This is a genomic window from Bacillus sp. SRB_331 (assembly GCF_003264175.1).
Classification (GTDB): Bacteria; Bacillota; Bacilli; order Bacillales; family Bacillaceae_G; genus Bacillus_A; species Bacillus_A mycoides.
This window is the reverse complement of sequence record NZ_NADV01000010.1, coordinates 1-22,353: the sequence shown is the minus strand read 5'-3', so window position 1 is coordinate 22,353 and position 22,353 is coordinate 1. Positions and strand designations below refer to the sequence as shown.

General features: G+C 34.7%; 14 protein-coding genes, 3 pseudogenes and 1 riboswitch. Of the genes and pseudogenes, 10 read left to right on the top strand and 7 right to left on the bottom strand.

The annotated features are described in order from the left end of the window. Positions 1-394 precede the first annotated feature (394 nt). Together B5P42_RS08510 and B5P42_RS08505 are read right to left on the bottom strand one after the other, a co-directional pair. Positions 395-1,827 (bottom strand): annotated as a pseudogene (locus B5P42_RS08510) (IS4 family transposase). 145 nt (positions 1,828-1,972) lie between these two features. Then, entirely contained in the window at positions 1,973-2,494 is a 522-nt protein-coding gene (locus B5P42_RS08505) for a GrpB family protein (protein ID WP_113734026.1), read from the bottom strand. Positions 2,495-3,245: 751 nt separating this feature from the next. Here B5P42_RS08505 and B5P42_RS08500 point away from each other — a divergent pair. The 3 genes from B5P42_RS08500 to B5P42_RS08490 all read left to right on the top strand — a co-directional run bounded on the left by B5P42_RS08500 (position 3,246) and on the right by B5P42_RS08490 (position 5,761). Beyond that, on the top strand, positions 3,246-3,986 hold the full coding sequence (locus tag B5P42_RS08500; protein WP_016119275.1) for a 2OG-Fe dioxygenase family protein: 741 nt from the start codon (positions 3,246-3,248) through the stop codon (positions 3,984-3,986). After that, complete coding sequence (locus tag B5P42_RS08495) at positions 3,983-4,729, top strand: SDR family NAD(P)-dependent oxidoreductase (RefSeq protein ID WP_002144105.1); 747 nt, start codon at positions 3,983-3,985, stop codon at positions 4,727-4,729. Before B5P42_RS08500 ends, B5P42_RS08495 begins: the two co-directional genes overlap by 4 nt. A 144-nt stretch (positions 4,730-4,873) precedes the next feature. Beyond that, positions 4,874-5,761, top strand: a complete 888-nt coding sequence (locus B5P42_RS08490) for a DMT family transporter (protein ID WP_370445691.1) — start codon at positions 4,874-4,876, stop codon at positions 5,759-5,761. 522 nt (positions 5,762-6,283) lie between these two features. On the opposite strand, the gene B5P42_RS08485 is transcribed toward B5P42_RS08490, so the two are convergent. The 5 genes and pseudogenes from B5P42_RS08485 to B5P42_RS08465 all read right to left on the bottom strand — a co-directional run bounded on the left by B5P42_RS08485 (position 6,284) and on the right by B5P42_RS08465 (position 13,173). After that, positions 6,284-7,225 carry a carbohydrate kinase family protein gene (locus tag B5P42_RS08485; protein ID WP_113734025.1) on the bottom strand — a complete coding sequence of 314 codons (942 nt, stop codon included), beginning with the start codon at positions 7,223-7,225 and terminating at the stop codon, positions 6,284-6,286. Continuing rightward, complete coding sequence (locus B5P42_RS08480; protein ID WP_113734024.1) at positions 7,222-8,697, bottom strand: glycoside hydrolase family 32 protein; 1,476 nt, start codon at positions 8,695-8,697, stop codon at positions 7,222-7,224. The genes B5P42_RS08485 and B5P42_RS08480 overlap by 4 nt, the downstream gene beginning before the upstream one ends. 17 nt (positions 8,698-8,714) lie before the next feature. Beyond that, positions 8,715-10,090, bottom strand: a pseudogene (locus B5P42_RS08475) (sucrose-specific PTS transporter subunit IIBC). 136 nt (positions 10,091-10,226) lie between these two features. Beyond that, positions 10,227-11,213 carry a LacI family DNA-binding transcriptional regulator gene (locus B5P42_RS08470; RefSeq protein WP_113734023.1) on the bottom strand — a complete coding sequence of 329 codons (987 nt, stop codon included), beginning with the start codon at positions 11,211-11,213 and terminating at the stop codon, positions 10,227-10,229. 523 nt (positions 11,214-11,736) lie between these two features. Beyond that, positions 11,737-13,173, bottom strand: a pseudogene (locus B5P42_RS08465) (IS4 family transposase). 343 nt (positions 13,174-13,516) lie between these two features. Further along, a riboswitch (SAM riboswitch) is annotated at positions 13,517-13,624 on the top strand. 83 nt (positions 13,625-13,707) lie between these two features. Here B5P42_RS08465 and mmuP point away from each other — a divergent pair. The 7 genes from mmuP (at position 13,708) to B5P42_RS08425 (ending at position 21,784) form a co-directional block, all read left to right on the top strand. Further along, on the top strand, positions 13,708-15,117 hold the full coding sequence (gene mmuP, locus B5P42_RS08460; protein WP_113734022.1) for an S-methylmethionine permease: 1,410 nt from the start codon (positions 13,708-13,710) through the stop codon (positions 15,115-15,117). Further along, positions 15,092-16,069 carry a homocysteine S-methyltransferase gene (mmuM, locus tag B5P42_RS08455; protein WP_113734021.1) on the top strand — a complete coding sequence of 326 codons (978 nt, stop codon included), beginning with the start codon at positions 15,092-15,094 and terminating at the stop codon, positions 16,067-16,069. Before mmuP ends, mmuM begins: the two co-directional genes overlap by 26 nt. A 1,106-nt stretch (positions 16,070-17,175) precedes the next feature. Further along, positions 17,176-17,727 (top strand): GNAT family N-acetyltransferase, encoded by a 552-nt coding sequence (locus B5P42_RS08445; protein WP_113734020.1) that lies wholly within the window; start codon positions 17,176-17,178, stop codon positions 17,725-17,727. 439 nt (positions 17,728-18,166) lie between these two features. Then, positions 18,167-18,301 carry a hypothetical protein gene (locus tag B5P42_RS32550; RefSeq protein ID WP_258397446.1) on the top strand — a complete coding sequence of 45 codons (135 nt, stop codon included), beginning with the start codon at positions 18,167-18,169 and terminating at the stop codon, positions 18,299-18,301. A gap of 102 nt (positions 18,302-18,403) precedes the next feature. After that, positions 18,404-19,162 (top strand): MerR family transcriptional regulator, encoded by a 759-nt coding sequence (locus tag B5P42_RS08440; protein ID WP_113734019.1) that lies wholly within the window; start codon positions 18,404-18,406, stop codon positions 19,160-19,162. Between the two features lie 13 nt (positions 19,163-19,175). Continuing rightward, the gene (locus tag B5P42_RS08435; protein ID WP_172852259.1) at positions 19,176-19,832 is read left to right on the top strand and encodes a GAP family protein; all 657 of its coding nucleotides are present in this window, start codon (positions 19,176-19,178) and stop codon (positions 19,830-19,832) included. Positions 19,833-20,356: 524 nt separating this feature from the next. Continuing rightward, on the top strand, positions 20,357-21,784 hold the full coding sequence (locus B5P42_RS08425; RefSeq protein WP_113734018.1) for a serine hydrolase domain-containing protein: 1,428 nt from the start codon (positions 20,357-20,359) through the stop codon (positions 21,782-21,784). Positions 21,785-22,353: the final 569 nt, after the last annotated feature.

Genomic DNA, 22,353 nt, shown 5'->3' with positions numbered 1-22,353 from the left:
TATCAAAGATTCTCCTTCGTATGTTTAACCTCCTACAGCGAAACGGACGAAAATCTCACAGATATGAGAAAAAAACAGTCTTTGATATTTTAGGTGTTGTGTATGAGTATACCACTTCTGCCCATCAGGTAGCATAGCGAAAAATTTGAAACCCGTCAGGGTTTATTTGATGTGCCTACTTTTAGGCTATCTATAAAAGATAATAAAAGACTACGTGAAAAAACCACATTTTGTATAAAAAGATACCTTAAGTTGATGGATGTGGGGTCCTACCACATCGCCATCAAGCTTAGAGTGCCAAGATAGTATATGTGAGTGTGATTTTTTGGGGTTTTTACGACTAAGCTAAAGATGGGCATACCAAATAAACCTTGATCAGGTATATTTTTAAAGATTATGCAGTTTTCTGCTTTAGATTGGATGTAGTGTACTGATAAATGACGCCTAAAATATCAAAGACTGTCTTTTTCTCATATCGATGGGATCTCCGCCCGTTTTTCTGTAAGAGGTCAAAAAGGCGAAGGAAAATCTTTGATACTTCTTGGGTGTCTTTTTTTATAGATTCATATACTAGGTACAAGTGGTCTTGAATCATATAAATTGCTTTATATTCACTTAATTCTTTTTGTCTTTTCTGTAGTAAAAGCTGTCGCATTTTGAACATAGTGGAAGAACAAAGAAAAATAGCTATTAACTTTCCATAAAGATGACATTCTAGACGCTCTCGCTTAATCTTGTGACAATGATTGATACCAAATAGAGATTTCCATGTTTTAAATACAATCTCTATTTGCCAACGTAGAGAGTAAATCTCATGGACATGTTCCATCGGAACAATTTCCCATGGTATGTTGGTAATATAAACATTGATTTCTGTTAAACGTTTACTTTTTTCAGAGTATGTAACTCCTTTTTTCTTTTCAACATAAGTCTGCTGTTTCCTACGTTTATGAATTTGAGTTGGTGTGAGTCTGTATATTACAACTCGTGAAGGTAATTTTTGTTGTCCAATATAGGCATTCTGAATTTCATAAGTATCTCCTGGTGCTATCTGATGCATAATATCCTCAAGGTTAAGTAAAACATATAAAGATTGCTTTTTTACTGTCCCATCCCGAAAAAATTCTGGAGATTCATTTTTACATACACTCTATTATTTAATTTCAACCGTGAAACATAGAATACCCCTCGTTGATCCATCTGGTCTAAATCTTTTAGAGAAAAGTATCCTAAATCTCGAATACATAAATCTCCTGGGCGTAAGGTATCCAAACAATCTGTACCAAAGGTTTTATCATTATTTTTACCCGGTTCGATTTGAAAATTGAGGAATTTCCCACTATGTAAATCATACTCTAGCTGAATCTTAATACCGGCTGTTTGTGCACATCCTCCTGAACCAGGATAAATAGGGGCCAAATGATTGGGTACTTGAAAAATAGTAGCATCTAAAATACGTATACGTTGAAAATAAGAGGCGTATTGGTTTGTGATTTGAGACGAATCGTTTAGTTTGCTTTTGATTAAAAGGGAAAATACACGCTGTAGAAATAAAACAGCGCATCGGTTAAAACGTTGATTAAGTCCTTCTGGACTTATAAGTGTAGCTGTATTTGCATAAAGCTGACTACATAATCGAGTAAGAGAATCGCTTGCTACCTGTTGACTAATCCAGATACATAAAGCAGCCAAATCTCATGCACCATACTTACTTTTACGTTTTACAAAACCTGTCTCTTGTGCAAGTTGTTGAAGAATATGAGGAGATAAATATCGCTGTAGTTCTTCAGCGAACAAATGAAACTCATCCTGAATCGATAGATTCATACAAAAACGCCATCCTTTCTTTATATTTCTACAAAAAGAATAACGTCTTTTTTACTTAATGGATAGTGTAAAACTTTATCTTTATGGTGATGCGACGGTACTTCATATAGTCGTTTGATAACTTTATATATTTACATGATTTTCGTTAGCGGAAGTTAATTTCATTTTTAGCTTTCTGAATAATATCTGTTATAAATGGCGCTTTTTCATTTGTGTATGCGACTCTATCATGATGATGTTTTTCAGCTAATTTTTGTTTTAATTGATAATACTGTTGGAGTGTATCAGGATGTTTTTTTAGATAATCTCTAAATAAGATATTACTGTTCCATTCTTCACTCCCTAGTTCATAAACGTGCAAATGATGTGTTCCCGCTCTCCATAATCCCTTTCTAAAAAACCTTCTGTTTGGAAACTCTTTATGAAATACATATTCATATGCAATCTTTTTTAAAGGTTCAATAAACTCATCTACTTCTTTTAAATTATGAACTCCAATCATAATATCTAATATTGGTTTAGCTCCTAATCCTTCAACAGATGTACTTCTAATATGTTCAATTGTAATAGCTTTATCTCCCATTGTACCTTTTAGAAGCCTTTGTTCTTCTTTAAATTGTAGTGCCCAATCCGGTGTATACTCCTCAATAACAACTGGTCTTTCCATATTCCTAATCCCCCTTATGTATTTTGCGCTTGAACATAATATCAAATTTAGATTACATGGAAATATATTTAAGGGTGATAACACTACATACAACTGAATATTAAATTAGCAAAAGATTGTTGAAAAAATAAGATGAAAAGAGAAGGCATTCGAAATAAGGGTTCAATGTTTTGCTAATAGATTAGCGCTGGACTAGGATGACGGTGGTCATGCATAGCGTTCCATTTAGCAGTGGTGGTTCTTTATATTTTATAATCAGGAAATAACGATATGAATATTTGCATTTGATTTAACACTTAGTTTTTTCAATAATAAAAATATGGAGATGAAATATTCTGTTAATAAAAGGTAATATTTTACATTTTTAAAAAATCAATTCTCGTCTTTATATACATATATTTATACAGATGGATTAATCGACGTTATTTGAAAAGAATTTATTTGAATGATACATCTGACATTTTGGAGAGGACAAGCAAAAATGGGGAATAAAGAGAAAAAGCCTAGCGAGTCAGAATAAAAAACTAATTAAAATAAAATTTCATACAATTCGAAAAAGTTTGCAGAAATTCTCTAATATGGTTTATAATGTAATAGGAGTTATTAATAACCAAATGGTTAATGGATAGTTAATGTTGTGTATTAATTTAACAAGTTATATTTAAGGTTATTAAACATATTACTCCTCAACCCATGCTTCATGCTGAATATACAGTGGGGAAAATATAATTTGAAAGTTTGAGGTGCTCTTATGCTAACAACAGTTTCTAATAAGACAAGCAGTTTTGACGTAGAACAAAAGGTACATGAATTCGAATCAAATGGATACATTCAAATCTCTAATGATATTTTTTTACAAGATCAAGAAGATCAAGCATTACTAACGAAAGCACAGTTAGACTACTACAGCTTACAAAACGACGCATATGGCGAATGTCGCGCTAGAGCCTATTCAAGATATATAAAATACGCTGGTTCTTCAGATTATGTTCTAGATACAGACAATGGATATTTCCAATCTGAAGAATATAATTATGACGATGGTGGGAAAATTAGAAATTTCAACAGTATAACAGATGAATTTTTACATAATTCATTAATTGAGAAAATTGTTCGCTTTGATAGTGAATTTGCATCTAATACAAATATACTTGATACAAGTAAGGATTTGGTTATAGGTCTACATCAAGTAAGATATAAGGCAACTAGAGAAAATCCTTCTTTTAGCTCTCCAATTTGGCTACATAAGGATGATGAGCCGATTGTCTTTTTACACCTCATGAATTTAAGTAATACAGCTCTTGGCGGAGACAATCTGATTGCAAACAGCCCTAGGGAAATTAACAAGCTTATTAGCTTGAAGGATCCCCTAGAAACTTTAGTATTTGGACAAAAGGTATTCCACGCTGTAACACCACTAGGAACAGAGTATAATACAGAAGCCTTACGTGACATTTTATTAGTAACGTTTTCTTATAAGGAGCCAAAATGATAAAAAATAAGACTATTATGATCTCAGGCGCCAATAGTGGTATAGGAAATGCTTGTATTGAATATTTTTTAGAAAAATCATTCAATGTAATAGCTCTTGATATTAATACAAATAAATTAGTAGACTATACAAAAACACATACGTCTTTTAAGTTAGTACAAATAGATTTAAGTAACAGCAATGAGATTAATAATCTTTTTATACAATTGGATACAGATACCCTTTGTCCCGACATACTTATAAACGCGGCTGGTATCAGGGAAATAACACCTGTATTAGAACTCTCTGATGATCTATTTAAAAAAGTAATAGATGTTAATTTAGTAGCACCATTTATTCTTTCAAGGGAAGCTGCTAAGCGTTGGTACAAGTCTAAAACAAAAGGTTGCATAGTAAATATAGCATCTGTTTCAGGATTAATGGCTGAACCTGAAAGAGCAGCTTATGTTGCATCAAAACATGCTCTAATTGGACTTACTAAACAGATGGCTATGGAATTTGGTAAGCAGAACATACGAGTGAACAGTATTTCTCCCGGTGTCATTAGGACAGAGCTTACAGAAGAATATTTTAGTGATGAGCGTTTGGTATCCCTTATAAAAAGCAATCAATCCTTAGATACGTGGGGACTACCGCAGGATATTGTTTCGTGTATTGAATATTTAATTTCTGATCAGGCTCGCTTTGTTACAGGTTCCAACTTTGTCATAGATGGTGGTTGGACAGCTGGGAAGAATTTATAATTAAGTGTTTTTTGTAGATAAATTAAAAGCACCTGCCCTTTATAGAAGGACGGTGCTTTTCTTACTAAAAATTAGATATTTAACGGGGGGATTAAATTGATTCAACAAAATTCTATTGAGAGAAAATCATTACCGGCTTTGAAGATGATAATATCAATGGTTATTTTCGGTTCAGTCGGCTTTTTTTCCGTACAAACAAATTTGCCTTCATTTGAGTTGGTATTTGTACGATGCATTTTTGCTACAATATTTTTAAGTCTATGCTGGCTAATTACTGGACAGTACAAACATGATAAGTGGGAACGAAAAGAAGTTATTCAAGTCTTGATATGTGGATTTTTCCTTGTATTTAATTGGGTATTTTTATTTAAAGCGTTTGAAAATATGTCAGTCACAGTTGCAATATCAGTCTATCACCTTGCTCCAATAATTGTACTTATCATTGGAAGTATTGTTTTTAAAGAAAAATTAACAGTATTATCTGTTATCTCTATCATTATCTGCTTTGTAGGAGCGTTATTAATCGCTGGCATAAACAAAAACTTCTCTTTCGACTCGTTAATGTCTTCTGGCATGGTTTGGGGACTTCTCGCAGCTCTGTTTTATGCATTTACAACTTTATTTGGGAAAGGTATTAAGAACATGAGTGCTTATGCAATGACCTTTTTGCAAACATTTTTAGGGATTTTTCTTCTAATACCCTTTATAGATTTTGATGCATTCCATGGACTGACTCAAAGTAATTGGACGTATATTATAGCAACTGGCCTTATCCATACAGGATTGGTATACTACTTATTCTTTGATAGCTTACGTGATTTATCAACAAAATTAATCTCGATATTAGTTTTTTTAGATCCAGCTGTAGCAATTTTATTGGACACGGTGCTTACAGGATTCCGACCAACTTTAATGCAAGTATCAGGGATTACTCTAATTTTTGTTGGTATGGCTCTAACTTTCAAAAAATCTAAAAATAAGACCCAAAAATTAAAAAAACAAACTATAGAAGACGACGCTCGTGTATTGTAAAACAATCAAATCATAAAAAAACACTTGCTACATAATTGGGGTAGCAGGACATGTCCATCAATCTAGTGAAAAGAAACTCCCCAAAACAGTAAAAATTCACGAAATTCTTGTTTTGGGGGCATCATGAAACCTTAGCTAGATTGTCATGTGGTAGGACCCATCGCCATCAAGCTAAGGTTTTGAAGTATGCCCTAAACGAAAATTTTCTTTCTCTACAGGCAGTTACTTTGAGAAGTCCGCTCATTTTTTTCGTTTTAGTGCGTTTATTTTTCTTAAGTTGATGGGCATGCGGTTGTACCCCTACAGAAACTTTATTATCAATTTACACTACCCGTCTTCTCTTTTTATGTTCCATATATTGATTTAATATTGTTAGTCGGATTTATTGAGGCCTTTGTTAAAGCAAGGGAAGGGGGAGATGAGTATATACCGATACATTACTTTATGTGGGACGGTTATTCTCGTCGTTTTAAACTTTTTTATGATGCATGATTTCTAGAGGGGAATGTAAAAAGCATACGACTAATCGTATGCTTTTATATCTGTTAATGATGGAAGAGAGGCAATTGCTCCGTAATTTGTACAGGTTATAGCGCCTACTTTATTTGCAAATGAGATAAATTCTGTCAAATCTTTAAAATTATGAGAAAGAGTTTGTTCGCTTTTTGCAATTTGATATAACATCGCTCCGACGAAAGCATCACCAGCACCGGTTGTATCTACTTGTTTAATGGAAATAGAGGGGATAATAGTTTGACCTTCTTTTGTTGCGAGAAGGGTACCGTCTTTTCCGAGTGTAATAGCTACTACTTTAGCACCATAATTTAATAACTTGAGTGCAGATTGTTGTAAATCACTCTCTTTAGAAAGCATGATTGCTTCTTCTTGACTTACTTTTACGAAATGTGCGTGTTTTATAAAGGCTAAACAATCTTGAGCAAATTGTTCTGTATCTGTAATGAGCGCACTTCGATAATTCGGATCAAAAGAAATAAAATGGCCATTGTCTCTTGCGTATTGCATTAGTTGGAAATATGTGTCCTTTAACGCACTTGATAGTAAAGCTGTTGCTGAACCGAAATGTATTAAATCATTCGTCTTGATTTTGGATAAATCGATGCTATTAAAGTGATATTCACCATCCGCACCACGCATAAAAATAAAATCACGTTCGCCATCTTGATCAATAGATACGAATGCAAGTGTTGTTTGTTTATCTTTTATGAGCATTGAAGTGTCAACATGAGCATGTTGCAAAGTTTGTTCTAGAAAATCACCAAATGGATCATTTCCTACTTGCCCCATAAATGTAGCGTGTCCGCCTAATTTTGTAATAGCAGCGGCAACGTTAGCGGGAGCTCCACCAGCTTTTTTTTCAAAATCTGAACCGTCTACTAAAGAAACATTGGAATTCCGGCAAACAAAATCAATTAATAATTCACCTATACAAAAAACATTTCTCATACAATCCCTCTTTTCAGTTTATATTGTGTAATTGTAAAGTTTAGTCTTGCATCTGAAAAGATTGCGATATGATGTTTCATGTCTTTTCGCGGAAAGACTCTGGACGTAAAGACTGTTGAGCCATCGTATAAGAAAATTTCCACGATGCTTTTATCTACAAATATTCGTAGTTCTATCGTGTCTTGAATATCGATTGTTTTATAGCGTTTATACCCATATTCTCTGCCAAATTGATGATGGAAGTTGCTTCTGTCTATAGAAACGTTTCCTTTTTTACGGTTAAAAGTAATGGGGAAAGATTCCTCTTCATTATGGAAGAGAGAAAGACCAAAGTTGCTTGCATCATCTGTCTTAAGAGTAATAATTAATTCGTATGAGTCTTCATGGTCTAGGGTTGCTAATATGTGTAGCCCAGTTGTTATATCGCCTGAAATTTCTTTTTTTACTGTTCGTAGTTTTCTTAGCTCTAAAGCTGGTTTTTGTTTTAGTATGCCATCTTCTAATGTTATTTCTCGTGGAAGTGTTAAACAATGAGCCCACATATAATCATCAGAAGGGTATGTGATTTCACTTGATCCTGCCCAAGCAAACAATAGGCGGCGACCAGTAGAGTCTTCTAAAGTTTGAGGAGCATAAAAGTCAAATCCTTTATCGATTTCATAATAAGAATCAATATGGAAATATAAATTTTCAATATCGAAATTTCCCACTGCGTAAACGACATTGTATACATTTTGAAAATTCCCCTCGTCTTTTTCAATTCCTTGAGGTGAAAAGAGTAGTACATCGTTCCCTGATAATTGGAAGTAATCGGGGCATTCCCACATAAATCCGAATTCTTTTAAATTGGTTTTAACTTCACCTTGGAATTTCCAATTATATAGGTCCTGTGACTTGTATAGTAATAGGGTTCCAGTTTTATTTTCACGTTGTGCACCAAGTAACATATAGTACGTATCGTGATGTTTCCATACTTTTGGATCGCGTACATGTTTCGTATAACCATCAGGAATTATATCAATAACAGGATTATTACTATATTTCGTCATCGTATATTGAGAATCCATTGTCACCATACATTGTTTCGCGTCACGGGAATCATCAGATTTTTTTATATTACCTGTATACAGTAAATGAAGAAGTTCATCTTTTATAATAGCACTACCAGAATATGCGCCGTGTGATTCATAGCTTTCAGTAGGGATGATGGCTACAGGCATTCGCTCCCAGTTAATAAGATCTTTTGATTTCACATGTCCCCAATGCTTCATTCCGTGAATAGGGCCAAATGGATACCACTGATAAAAAACGTGATATTCACCATTGTAGTATGATACACCGTTAGGATCATTCATTAATCCAAATGGTGGATGGATATGATAAGTTGGTTTCCATGAATCTTGATTTGCAATTTCATATAAAGAATTTAATTCGTCTTTATTGGATTGCAGTATTGTTTTATATTTCGACATAGGTTCTCACCTCGTTATTATTTACTTTCTTTATATAAAATGAATGTGGCAACAAAAGCAGTGATAACTGCAATGGCGAAGCCAATTATATAGTGAATCATATTCATCATGCCAAGAGGTGCAACAATTGTAAGCATTGGAATACCTGTTAAACCGTATGCATTGGCTGCGACTTGCATCCAAACAACGTAAGCGCCTCCAATTGCCCCACCAATAGCAGCTGCAATAAATGGTTTACCAAGCTTTAAATTGACACCAAAAATAGCTGGTTCTGTAATTCCTAAAAATGCTGACGCTGCAGCTGGAATTGCGATTTCTTTTGTTTTTTTGTTTTTTGTTTTGAAATAAACTGCTAAAGTAGCTCCGCCTTGGGCGACGTTAGCCATTGACCAAATAGGGAGTAAGAAATTGACACCGATATCTTTATTAGCAAGTAAGCCAGCTTCAATAGCGTGGAAGCTATGGTGTAAGCCAGTAAGAACGATTGTTGAATATAGACCACCGAATATAAGGCCGCTACTGGTCCTGCAAATTGATAAATAGTATTTAAAAGGTACGTAATACCGTCACCGATTTTATATCCAATTGGTCCGATAATAATAAGTGATAAAAAGCCAGTTATAATAATTGTTAAGAACGGTGTAACTAATAAATCTAAAGAGTTCGGAACTCGTTTGCGGAGTTCTTTTTCAATTGTACTCATAACGTATACGCATAATAAAATAGGTAAAACAGTGCCTTGATAGCCAATCATATCAATATCCATACCGAGGAAATGTAAAACAGTTGGTTTTGCGTTTGCAAGAGTCCAAGGATTCGTTAAGTTTGGGTGAGTTAATATGCCACCAATAACTGCACCTAAGAAAATATTTCCTCCAAATTCCTTAGCTGCACTAACACCGATTAAAATAGGTAAAATAATGAAAGCTGCACTTGAGAACATATCAAGTAATTGGATAAGTGGGTGATCGCCAGGAACTAAATTAAACGCTTTCAACATTCCGAGTAGCCCCATAAGTAAACCACTTGCGACGATGGCTGGAATAATTGGAACGAAAATATTGGATAATGTTTTTGCTAGGCGAGTAATCGGATTCATTTTTTTCTTAGGAAGATCGTTTGATGCCGTAGAATCAAGTTCGGTTATTCCGATTAGTTTTGAAAATTCATCATGCACTTTGTTTACTACGCCAGTGCCAAAAATAATTTGGTATTGCTCATTCGTTGCGAAAGCACCTTTAACCCCATCAATGTTTTCGATTTCTGACGTGTTTATTTTTGTTTCATCTTTTAGTACAAGACGAAGGCGAGTAGCGCAATGAGTAGCGCGAATAATGTTTTCTGTTCCTCCGATGTTCTGTAAGACTTGAGTTGCAATTTGTTTCATATCCATAAAAATTCCTCCTTACTATATACTTTGAATTTGTGGAACCGGTTCCGTTTTTGTTTAAAATAAAAAACAGGGACATGATGTGAAAAATCCTGTTTTTAAAATGTGGAACCGGTTTTAATTTTATTATAGAGCGCCTTTAAATTTTGTCAACGCTTTCTTGAATTTTTAATGTATAGCGCGAATGTAATGTTTTTGGAATTGTTTTGTTTTCAACAAGCTGGGAAAGAGAAATAGCAGCAAGTTTACCAGCGTACTCATAGTCAAATGCAATTGTCGTTAAGCTAGGGTGTACCATTTCAGAAATATCATAACCGCCGAATCCTGTTACAGAAATATGATTTGGTACAAAAAGGTGATTGGAATGAATTACTTTCATTGCTCCAAGAGCGATATTATCTGTAGCACATACAATAATAGTAGGACGATTGTTATCTAAAATATGTTGTACTTGTTTCATCGCATCTTCTATTTGGAAAGTTGTTTCGTAGTAAGAAACGATGCAAGTAGGCTCTAAATTTTCAATTGCTTTTTGAAAACCATTTTTTCGATTTACACCAACAGAAATATCATCTTTTTCTACTCCTAAATAGGCGATATGGCGATGACCTTGTGATAGTACGTATGCACCTAGCTCATAAGCAGCGTCAAAATCATCATGAACGAGGCAATATTGATCTTCATATTCTTGACCAACAAATAAAATAGGGGGAGTAGAATTAGCGATGATATGTTTATGCTCTTTTGTTAAAGTTTTTGTTAATAAAATTATGCCAGCTACTTTTTGTTTTATAAAGTTTTCCATTGCTTGAATTTCTGTTTCAATTTTTTGATTCGCATTTGCAACAAGCATCTGATAGTTATTTTCCCGTAAAGTATTATCAATCCCAATAAGTGTTTTCGTTGTAGCGAAGGAGTCTAATCGGGGGATAATAACACCAATTAAATTTGTTGTTTTCGCTTTTAAACTTTGCGCAAATGTATTGGGAGAGAAATTTGTTTCTTGAATAATACTTTCAATTTTTTGTTTTGTTCTATCACTTACATAGCCGCCGTTTAAGTAACGAGAGACAGTACTCTTTGCAACCCCAGCTAATTTGGCGATATCTGCAATTGTTTTAGCCATAGTATTCCACCTTCATATTCATAAATAATGTTAATTTTATTATATTAAGAATTAAAGGTCACGTAAATAAGAAGAGAGGAAGAAAAAAACACCTCACGTATATGAGTTAGAATAATTACGGTTCTGGTGCAAAAAGATAATGAAGAGTAAAAAGAAACAGTTATTCCTAATGGAATGACTGTTTATGCGGTAAGGCCAAAGAGAATATTAATCAGTCGTATCTGCTTTTGGACAGACTTTCTGGGGGGACGGCAATATTGCCATAAGTTAAGAAAAATCAAATACAGAAATATGTAAAATTTTCTTCCTAGCATTCCAATAAGAGGCATTATGATAAAAATGGCATGCTAAATAATCCTTCCGGGTTAAAATTTTTACAATAGGGGTAGCACCCATGCCCATCAACTTAAGAACGGAAACAAAATGAACTTTCGTTCAAATAAACTACAACACTCTTACAATACTTTTTATTCATTAAAAATGAGCATGCTAAATAAACCTAGATAGGTATCATTTTTAAAGATTATGCAGCTTTCTTTTGTTTTCTAAGTCTACTATACTCGTAGACAACACCCATAATATCAAAGACTGTTTTCTTCTCATATCGATGAGATTTCCGCCCATTTTTCTGTAGTAGGTGGAATAGACGGATTAGAATCTTTGTTATTTCTTGAGTGTCTTTCTGTATAGCTTGATACAACAGATATAAATGATCTTGGATCATTCCTATTGCTTTATATTCGCTTAATTCTCTTTTTTTCTTTTGCAAAAGAAGTTGACGCATTTTAAACATAGTAGAGGAGCACAGGAAAATAGCGATTAGCTTTCCATATAAGTGGCACTCTAATCGTTCTTGTTTTACTTTACGATAATAGTTTATTTTGAAGAGTGATTTCCATGTTTTAAAGACAATCTCTATTCGCCAACGCAACGTATACAACTCATGTACCTGTTCAATCGGAACCCATTCCCAAGGTGTATTCGTCATGTACACGTTTAATCCCGCTACCATTTCACTTTTCTCTGAGTACGTTCTATTTTTGAATTTTTCTTTCTCCAAGATTTTCGCTCGTCTTTTTTGAAGTTGTTTTTCTGTTAATCGATTAAAAATAACACGTGAAAACAGTTGTTGTTTATCTCCAATATAAGCATTTTTTTGTTCAAATGTTTCCCCGGATTGTAACTGTTTCAAAATCTGTTTCACATTGATTTGTATGTATTCCGATTGTTTTTTTATTGCACCATTTTTAAAGTATTCCGGGTTTGGATTTTTCACATATACATTTGTATTTAATTTTAAACGAGAAATATAGTATGTACCTCGTTGATCCATTTGATCTAAGTCTTCCAATGAAAAATAACCCAAATCACGAATACATAAATCTCCTGGTTGTAAGGTATCTAAGCATTCCGTACCAAATGTTTTGTCATTATTTTTCCCTGGTCCAACTTGAAAGTTAAGAAATTCTCCACTGTGCAGATCATATTCTAATTGAATTTTGATTCCAGCTGTTTGGGCACACCCTCCAGAGCCTGGATATACATTCTCTAAAGCATTGGGCACTTAAAATACGGTGGCATCTAGGATACGGATTCGTTGAAAATAAGAGAAGAGGTGGTTAGAAATTTGTGTTTGTTCACATACCTTTTGTTCTAACAGTAAAGAAAAAATATGTTTTAAAAATAAAACTGCTTTAGCATTTAAACGTTTATTTAAGCCCTCAGGGCTAAGTAAAGTGCCTGTTGCTGCATGAAGCCTACTACATAATCGAACCAAGGAATCACTTGCCACCCGTTGACTAATCCAAATGCAAATAGCAGCTAAGTCTGATCCAGAAAACTTACGTTTTCGCTTTATAAATCCTATTTCTCTTGCAAGTTCTTCTAAGAATACAGGTGTAACATATCGTTGTAATTCTTCTGCAAATGGTAGTAATTCATCTTGAATCGAGAGATTCATAAGAAAACATCATCCTTTCTAATTTAGCTTGTTTAGAAAGGATAACTTTTTTTGATATTTGAGGGTATTAAAATCTCCTGAGTTGATGGTTATGTATGGTGACCCCATAGCCAAAGAAGTAAGAAGATATTTAGAAATGCATCAAATTTTGAGGAAGTGCTTGTGAACCGTATCATAAATAAATGAGGTTTTGTATGTTCGATTTTTAAATAATACCCAAGAAGGAGTGGGTTGCAGTTATAGTAATACTCTATTTTTTGTATTTCTATAATAGATAAATTTTTAAAAAAACAGAATTATCTTGACAGTTATTGAATGGATTGATAAGGTTATAAAAAAATATTTCTTATCCAGAGAGGTGGAGGGACTGGCCTTATGAAACCTCAGCAACAGGTCTGCTTAAGTAGACACTGTGCTAATTCCAGCGGGTGATAATCCTGATAGATGAGAGCTTCCGTTTTTATTTGTCAGTAGCGCCCTCTTTTTTAGAGTGCGTTTTTGTTTTTTCTGGATAGTAACTAAAGGAGAGTAGAAATGGAGAACAAAAATGGGCAAGAATTTCAAAGGAAAATGCAAGCACGTTATTTAGTCATGCTATCACTTGGTGGGGTGATTGGAACTGGCTTATTCTTAGGCCCGGGTTACACTATTCAACAAGCTGGCCCGTTTGGAACAATTCTATCCTATCTGATTGGTGCGCTAGTAGTTTATCTAGTTATGCTATGTTTAGGAGAGCTTTCCGTACATATGCCTGAAACGGGCGCATTTCATAGTTATGCAGTTAAATACATTGGACCGGGTACAGGGTATACAGTAGCCTGGTTGTATTGGTTAACTTGGACTGTTGCTTTAGGTTCTGAATTTACAGCCGCAGGATTACTTATGAAGCGATGGTTTCCATCGATTAATGTTTGGGTATGGAGTGCTCTTTTTGCCATTTTGATCCTTGTATTAAATGTCCTGACTGTTAAATTTTTCGCCGAATCCGAATTTTGGTTTTCATCGATAAAGGTTATAGCTATTGTGATTTTTATTGTTTTAGGAGTAGCGGCAATGCTAGGGTTTCTTCCGATGACTCATTCAAAAGCAGCACCATTCTTTTCTAATTTTACAAGTGGAGGTTTATTTCCTCATGGTGCTACGGCCATTATAATGACCATGCTTGCGGTTAATTTTGCTTTTTCGGGAACAGAATTAATAGGCATTGCAGCTGGAGAAACAGCGAACCCGGAAAAAATGATACCGAAGGCCATTCGAACTACTCTGTGGAGATTGATCATCTTTTTTGTAGGAACGATTGTTGTTTTATCTGCGTTATTGCCTATTTCCGATGCAGGGGTATTAGAGAGCCCTTTTGTTGCAGTTCTAGAACGAATTGGGGTGCCATATTCAGCTGACATAATGAATTTCGTTATCTTAACAGCCATTTTATCTGCGGCAAACTCAGGCCTTTATGCCTCTTCTAGAATGCTTTGGTCGCTTGCTAATAAGAATACGATATCCCCGATTTTTGGAAAAATGACGAAGCAAGGTGTTCCAATCAACGCCGTCATTTTCAGCATGGTGGGTGGAGCTTTGGCTTTGCTCTCAAGTATTGTGGCACCAGATACTGTCTATATCGTACTTGTTTCCATTTCCTGTCTAGCAGTAGTTGTAGTTTGGATGAGTATTAGTGCTTCCCAGTTCCTATTTCGCAGACAATTTTTGAAAGAAGGAAATTCTGAAAAGGACTTGATTTATCGCACACCACTATATCCATTAGTACCAATTGCTTCTTTTATCCTTTGTCTGGCATCGTGTATTGGAATTGCATTCGATCCAACACAGAGAATTGCCTTATATTGCGGCATACCGTTTATTTTGTTTTGCTATGGAAGTTATTATCTAACAAAAAATCTAAAAAAGAGGGGCGTAGATTATGTCGAACAAAATCAACCCAATTGATGCTATTTTATCCCAACATTCCATTATGCTTCTTGACGGAGCATTAGCTACAGAATTGGAGGCACATGGATGTAATTTGGACGATCCCCTTTGGTCGGCACGTGTGTTACTAGAAAATCCGGAACTAATTTATCAGGTTCATTCGGACTATTTTCGTGCTGGAGCGGACTGTGCCATAACAGCAAGCTATCAAGCTACTATTAGTGGTTTTTCCGCGCGTGGAATACAAGAACAGGAAGCTTTGGAATTAATTAAGAAAACGGTGTTACTTGCAAGAAGGGCAAGAGATGATTTTTGGAAGGAAAATACGCAAACGAATAGGCCTAAACCATTGGTTGTTGCATCAGTTGGGCCGTACGGGGCTTACCTTGCAGATGGTTCAGAGTATGTAGGCAACTATGGTGTGACAGATAAAACATTAGCAGACTTTCACCGTTCGAGAATGTCAGCGTTAATCGAAGCAGGTGCAGATCTATTGGCATTTGAAACGATCCCTTCCCTGCAAGAAGCAAGAGTATTAGATACATTATTGCTTGAGTTTCCAGAAACATATGCGTGGCTTTCCTTTTCGCTAAAAAATGAGAAAGAGATTAGTGAAGGTATGAAACTCGTGGAGTGTGCACGAGCTTTTGAGAAAAGTGAACAAATTGTAGCGATAGGCATCAATTGTGCGCCAGTAACCGTTGTGACTGGTGCAATCCAAGAGTTGAGGGCAAACACCAAAAAACCAATTATTGTTTATCCAAACTCTGGTGAAACTTATAATCCAGAAACAAAAACATGGCATGGTCATGAACAATGTAACGCGTTGGATATTCAATCTGAAGAATGGTACCAAGCAGGTGCACGTTTAATAGGTGGATGCTGCAGAACGAAACCTTATCAAATTGAGGAGATATCGAACAAGTGGCGTTCTTCCGAGTTTTTCTATTCGAACGAAGCAAAACAGTAATGTAATGGATGATAATCTATCTTTGTGTGTATTTTCATGATTTTGCTTGTTCAGGAATCTACAGTTACGTCTAGTGGCACAAAATGTCTTTTCAGAGACACAAATGTGGATGGTAGCCTCGGGAATCCAGTGAACTTTTGGCTACCTTAGGTATGGAAAGGAATCAGGGAAAATAAAAACCGCTAGTTTAATAGATATGGTAGACAACATGCTGAATCTTTTAATGAAGATGTAGTTGATCCAATTGAAGGTGAAGGGGACCATTTATTCGTAATTAAAGTTAACGAAGAGGTTAATTTAGTTATTCAAAAAATAGTTCAATAACTATATGAAAATTTGTTGTGGTAAAAATCCTTGTTGTAGTAGTAAATGTGGTCATATTGTTGTAAAAAAGGATAGATGTAAACAGGTATACTCTCCTGTTCATCTATCCTTTCCTTTTTACCTTATAAAATGTGTGACATTATATTCAATCGCATAAATATAGGGTTTCATTACTATTTCCTTGACTTTTAATAAAACGATAGGGTTTATTTGGTATGCGTATTATTAAGAGTATGCTTCTATTTTAGGAATACTTTACCCCACAAAATGAAAGTACACTTTGTTTCCATTCTTAAGTTGATGGGTATGTATGGTGACCCCACATCCATCAACTTAAGAAAAATAAATACCCCCAAAACAAAAAATAAGCTGAATTCTCAGAGTAACTACCAGTAGAGAAAGAAATTTTTCATTTAGGGAGGATATTAAAACCTTAGGGTGATGGGCATTTGGCGGTACCCTTACTACATATAAAATGTAATAGGCTTTTTAAAAGTTGTTTAAAAACATATGATTTCCGCAAATTTATTTATAAAAATGATAAACGCTTTTGTTAAAAAAATAAACAAGTACCATAAACGGTCGTTTAAGGAACTTTATTTATTTCTAACGAAACTAACGGAACAGATTAGCATTAAAACAATATTTTGTGTTATTGCAGCAAAAGATCGTTGATTAATGGTTTAAATTAAGTAATGATTGAACTAGTTAAAGAGTAGATAATGTGTTTCAATGTTATTTTTATGTTTAGTGCTATTAAAACTCGAGAGGAGGGAAATTCAATGGAAAAGGAATTTCCTATAATTGAAACAAGAAGATTAATCTTAAGAGAAGTAACAACAGAGGATGCTAATGATATGTTTAAATATCTATCTGATAAAGATGTTGTGAAATCTATGGGGCTAATACCTTTCCAAACTGTAAAAGATGTATGGGATGAAATAGGGTGGTATAAATCTATATACGAAGAAGGTACAGGAATTAGATGGGGAATTACAATAAAAGATTCTGGCAAGGTTATAGGAAGTTGTGGTTTTCTTAATATGCTTACCAAACATTATCGAGCTGAAGTTGGATATGAATTAAGCAAAGATTACTGGGGAAAAGGGATAGCTAGTGAAGCATTGGAGGCCGTTGTTAAGTATGGCTATCATCACTTTCAGTTAGAAAGAATTGAAGCTTTAATTGAACCTGCGAATCTCCCATCACAAAAATTAGTAGAAAAGCAAGGCTTTAGAAGAGAGGGGTTGCTGAGACATTATGAATTTACTTGTGGTAAATTCGATGATTTATATATGTATTCAACCATAAGAGAAGATCTTAATATTATTTAAAGTATAGTTTGGGTAAAAGAGATTTTTAATAAGGTCAATTATGGGTTTAAAATAAAGTTCTTAAATGTTAGTTTGGAACAAAGAAGAACTGTTCATAAAAAGTTTGATTAAAAGCCTGTATTATCAATACAGGCTTTTAATCAGTCTTTTTTCAAAACTTCTCTTTCTATTTTCTTTTAGATCAAAGTTATTAACATTACTTTGATCAAGCTTAATTTTAAAGCTACATAAAGTATTTCTTCATTTTTCACTACTCCTTTCGTTGGATATCGTTATAGAAGAGGGTGTTATATTAATTACTAGTTTTATATAAATTAATTTACAAAAGCGAAAAATGATAAAAAAAGCTTGAAGCTGACGCTAGGTCATTTTATATACTGTTTAGTAACTACTTCGTGTTCTCGAGATAAATTAGATTAAAAAATCAGGAGGTTTTTAGATGAAAATGAGAGATATTATTATTTATGGGTGTGTCATTATAGGTGCAGGTATTGGATTGATAATGGATCATGCATTTCCAGGTGTACTGATTGGCTTGGGAGCAGGATACTTACTTCAGAATTTTTTTTCGTAAAGAAGAATAAATACATAAAGACTTATGGTAAGGACAAGTGAGAAAAGAATAAGGCAGTTGTTAATGCTAGAATCTTAACGTACAGGAAGGTAGGTTTATTAGTTGATACACATTAATAAGGTTGGAGAGCTGGCAGGTGTTACAGTAAGAACACTGCGTTACTACGATAAAATTGGCCTGTTAAAACCAGCATCCAAAACAGAGGGCGGCCATCGTTTATATACGAATGAAGAGATAAAAAAACTACAGCAAGTTCAATTTTTAAAAAAGATTGGATTTTCGTTACACGAGATTAAAAATATGCTCGCTTCCAGTGAGTGGGATTGGTCGGAGAGTTTAAAGAGTCAATTATCTTTTGTAATAAAAGAACAGGAAAATTTAAAGAAAATAGAGTTATCCATAAGGGAATTGATACATGGAATTGCGATAGAAGGAATAGAAAACTGGACCGCGATTCAAAAGATTATGCAATTATCCAATAAAGATAAAGAAATACAGCAGTATTATCGTGAATCTTTATTTAAAGACAGAGATATAAAATTATGGGAAAAGGTTCCCAGTATGACGAGTGACAACCCTCAGTCGCTCGAATGGATTGCTCTGATAGGTCAGTTAAAGCATTATATGGGGGACGGCCCAAAAGCACCCAAAGTCCAAAATATCATTAGAAGAATGGATGAAAAACGCTTAGAGGAGTTTGAAGGTGAGGATGAATTTTTAGATAAGCTGTGGGAAATAAGGATGTCGCCAAAGCAATCAGAGAAACTGGGATTATATCCAATTGAACAGGATGTGCTTGAGTTTATGGATCAGGCATATGCCATTTTTATGGCTGAAAAGAATAATCTCCAACCGGAATAAGGGGGAAAGAATGATGAGTACAGAACTACTTCTCCTAATAGGGGGATTGGCCCTATTGGACACGCTAAGCCCTGCCACATTAGGGGTAACAGTATATTTGCTTTTAACAGATAAAGAGAGACTTACCAAACGTTTATTGGTTTATTTATTGACGATAGCAGGATTTTATTTTGCTGTTGGAGTTTCACTCATGTTAGGATTAGATTTCTTGCTTGAGATTATTTCTGGCGTATTTCAAAATCGAATCGTAAGCTGGACGTTCTTTATTATTGGGGTGATATTGTTCATAGCAAGTTTTTATGTTCCAACAAAGAAAAGTTCAGACCTACCTGCACCAAAATCAAAAAGCATTCTTTCAATGGTTGCGCTGGGATTCACTACCTCACTAATTGAAGTAGGTACTGCTTTTCCGTATTTTGTAGCAATTGGCATAATGACTACTTCTAATCTATCGTGGGTGGAATGGTCTTCTATTTTAGCTGGATACAACTTTATCATGGTGTTGCCTTCCCTCGTGCTGTTTCTCTTCTATCTCCTGTTTGGGCGGTGGATGCAAACATCTCTCGAGAAGCTTCGAGTGAAAATCGCTAATAATACAGGATCGGCTCTTTCGTGGATTATGTGTATAGTTGGACTCATCCTGATTTATAATAGCCAGGATTATTTGTAGGATGTTTGACCAGAGTATTAGATAAAAGTAGAATTATTCAACAATCGGGTACGATTTTTGAATAACAAAGGCAAAAAATGATTAAACTTTTTTATAAAAACCAATTTTAATTCTACTGAAGAAGAATCCATTTTGATCAAACTTTTTTCAAAATGGATTTTATTGATTTATCGTAAAATATGGATTTATGAGGCGTTTTTGATCAAACTTTATTTCAAAGTGTCACTTTAGGAGGTAATTTGCGCTTATTTTAAGCGTTATTTTGCACTATAAGTAAACATAAATAAGCCCAATTTCTCGCATTAAAATTGAGAAATTGGGCTTTTATCGTTACTCCGGAAAAGCGCCCGATTGTTGAAGATCGTTTTTCTTATTGAACTAACGCATCTGTTCGTTAAGTGTAACTCTTCACAATTACTTGATATTATATAGGTGAATAGAAAGATAAATTAAAATTTAGTTTAGTAGTTGTAAAAGTAGGTTATTTATATTATTCTATTATAATTTTTCAAAAAGGAGAGTTTATGAAAAAGATTATTGTTTTTGTATTAACGATATTTATATTATTCTCAGGATTCGCAACACAAAGTTATGCGTTGTCTGATTCGAAATCTGCGGCAATACAAGCGTTGCTAGATGATGCCTCTCGTATATCAGGTGTGCCGGGAATGTCAATCTCAATACTTGCTGATGATGAAGTGTTCTACTTTTCTTCAGGGTATGCTGACCGTGATAAAGGGTTGTCTGCAAGTGAAAATACACTCTATGAGTTAGCCTCGGTCAGTAAAGCTTTTACCGGTATGGGTATTATGCTGTTGGAAGAGCAAGGGCTGCTCTCAATGACTGACCCTGTCCAAAAATATTTACCTTGGTTTACGTTAAAGTATCAAGGGAAACCTGTTGATATGCAAAGCCTTACACTAAATAACTTTCTTCACCATACCAGTGGTCTAACAAATATTAGGCATACTCAAAGTATTCCACAAGGCAATACACCGGATATGTTGCAAAAGACTGTGGAAATGCTCGTAGATGCTGAATTGGCGTTCCCTCCCGGTGAACAGTATAACTATGGAACCGTTAATTATGACGTATTGGGTTTGGTTATTGAGATTGTGTCGCGACAAAGCTATGAAGACTTTATGAGGGAACAGGTATTTCAGCCGTTAGGTCTTCACCAGACGTATGTTTATAAAGAAGATGCTCAAGCCACTGGACAGTTGGCACAGGGCTACCGTTCTTCCTTTTTTATGACAACTCCATTTAAAGCTCCGGATTATGCTGGGAATAAGCCCGCAGGCTACATCATTTCTAATACAAAAGATATGGCGCGTTGGATGGGCATACAGATGGGTATTGTGCAGGACATACCCGAAATATTTCACACGGTTATCGAAAAATCACATAGGGGTGATATGTCTGTTTCGGCTGTCAACGATATGTATTATGCGGCAGGCTGGTCGGTAAACGCCGACCAAACGATTATAGAACACACTGGGGGCAATCCAAATTTCAGAACCGAAGTAGTCATACTGCTAAATGAACGAACAGCCGTCTGCTTGCTGAGCAACGGCGCAAATACCAATATAAACCTGGTACTAAAAGTTAAAGATATATTATACGGCAATCTAACTCAGTCATATGAAATAAGCGGCACACAGCTTTTGGATATCATTTTGTCGTCTATCACTATTATTCTTTGCCTATTGGCCGTTCTCCTATTTCTCTTAGGATTACGCAGAAGGAAAACGAATGAGCGGCAGCCAATGACAAAAAAGAGAATAATCGTAACAGTTATTTTCCTGATCGCTACGATTGCCCTGGGTATACTGTGCTGTGCTTTCGATTGGTCAACGATACTTATTTGGCAAACATATAGTGTTCTTACAGCTTTGATTTCGTCAGCATTATTAACAGCAAGCATTACATGGTTTGTATACACTCACCGATAAAATACCCCGCTCCCAAGATAAACATAATGTTAAGTAATTAAATTTCAATTCATCGGTATGCTTAATTTGAAAAACATAAGACACTTCGGTGTCTTTTTTAATATCATCGACAATTTTCCCAGTCAAACCTAATTACTATTGCTTCCACTAACCTGCTCCGTTCGTGGAATAAGGATTTTTAAACAACTAATATTATTTTTCAAATGACTTTATTGTAAATTAAACAACAATATTATTTTTGCACAAGCGTCGTTAGATAACATTTCTTAAAAGACTGTTATTCAACAATCTGGCCCGATTGCTGAACAAAGTTAAAAAAGCACACATATTATTATTTGTTCCAAAACTCGTCGTTTAAGGAACTTTATTTACATCTATCAAAACTGACTGAATTATGTTTGAAATCTAGTTCTAAAACTCATTACCAAAAACAAAGTATCATACTAAACAATAAATATCGTTTCTGGAACCTTCTTAACGTACGGAGAAATCAAGTTTTTTAAATATAAAATTCCTAAGCGTACGAAATTCGCGTTATGTTGGCGGGACCCCATGCCCATCAAGCTAAG

What these genes read in the sequence shown, in the direction of transcription:
- B5P42_RS08505 (WP_113734026.1), bottom strand. Translation starts at nt 2,494, where the DNA reads ATGGAAAGACCAGTTGTTATTGAGGAGTATACACCGGATTGGGCACTA.
- B5P42_RS08500 (WP_016119275.1), top strand. Translation starts at nt 3,246, where the DNA reads ATGCTAACAACAGTTTCTAATAAGACAAGCAGTTTTGACGTAGAACAA.
- B5P42_RS08495 (WP_002144105.1), top strand. Translation starts at nt 3,983, where the DNA reads ATGATAAAAAATAAGACTATTATGATCTCAGGCGCCAATAGTGGTATA.
- B5P42_RS08490 (WP_370445691.1), top strand. Translation starts at nt 4,874, where the DNA reads ATGATAATATCAATGGTTATTTTCGGTTCAGTCGGCTTTTTTTCCGTA.
- B5P42_RS08485 (WP_113734025.1), bottom strand. Translation starts at nt 7,225, where the DNA reads ATGAGAAATGTTTTTTGTATAGGTGAATTATTAATTGATTTTGTTTGC.
- B5P42_RS08480 (WP_113734024.1), bottom strand. Translation starts at nt 8,697, where the DNA reads ATGTCGAAATATAAAACAATACTGCAATCCAATAAAGACGAATTAAAT.
- B5P42_RS08470 (WP_113734023.1), bottom strand. Translation starts at nt 11,213, where the DNA reads ATGGCTAAAACAATTGCAGATATCGCCAAATTAGCTGGGGTTGCAAAG.
- mmuP (WP_113734022.1), top strand. Translation starts at nt 13,708, where the DNA reads ATGGAGAACAAAAATGGGCAAGAATTTCAAAGGAAAATGCAAGCACGT.
- mmuM (WP_113734021.1), top strand. Translation starts at nt 15,092, where the DNA reads ATGTCGAACAAAATCAACCCAATTGATGCTATTTTATCCCAACATTCC.
- B5P42_RS08445 (WP_113734020.1), top strand. Translation starts at nt 17,176, where the DNA reads ATGGAAAAGGAATTTCCTATAATTGAAACAAGAAGATTAATCTTAAGA.
- B5P42_RS32550 (WP_258397446.1), top strand. Translation starts at nt 18,167, where the DNA reads ATGAAAATGAGAGATATTATTATTTATGGGTGTGTCATTATAGGTGCA.
- B5P42_RS08435 (WP_172852259.1), top strand. Translation starts at nt 19,176, where the DNA reads ATGAGTACAGAACTACTTCTCCTAATAGGGGGATTGGCCCTATTGGAC.
- B5P42_RS08425 (WP_113734018.1), top strand. Translation starts at nt 20,357, where the DNA reads ATGAAAAAGATTATTGTTTTTGTATTAACGATATTTATATTATTCTCA.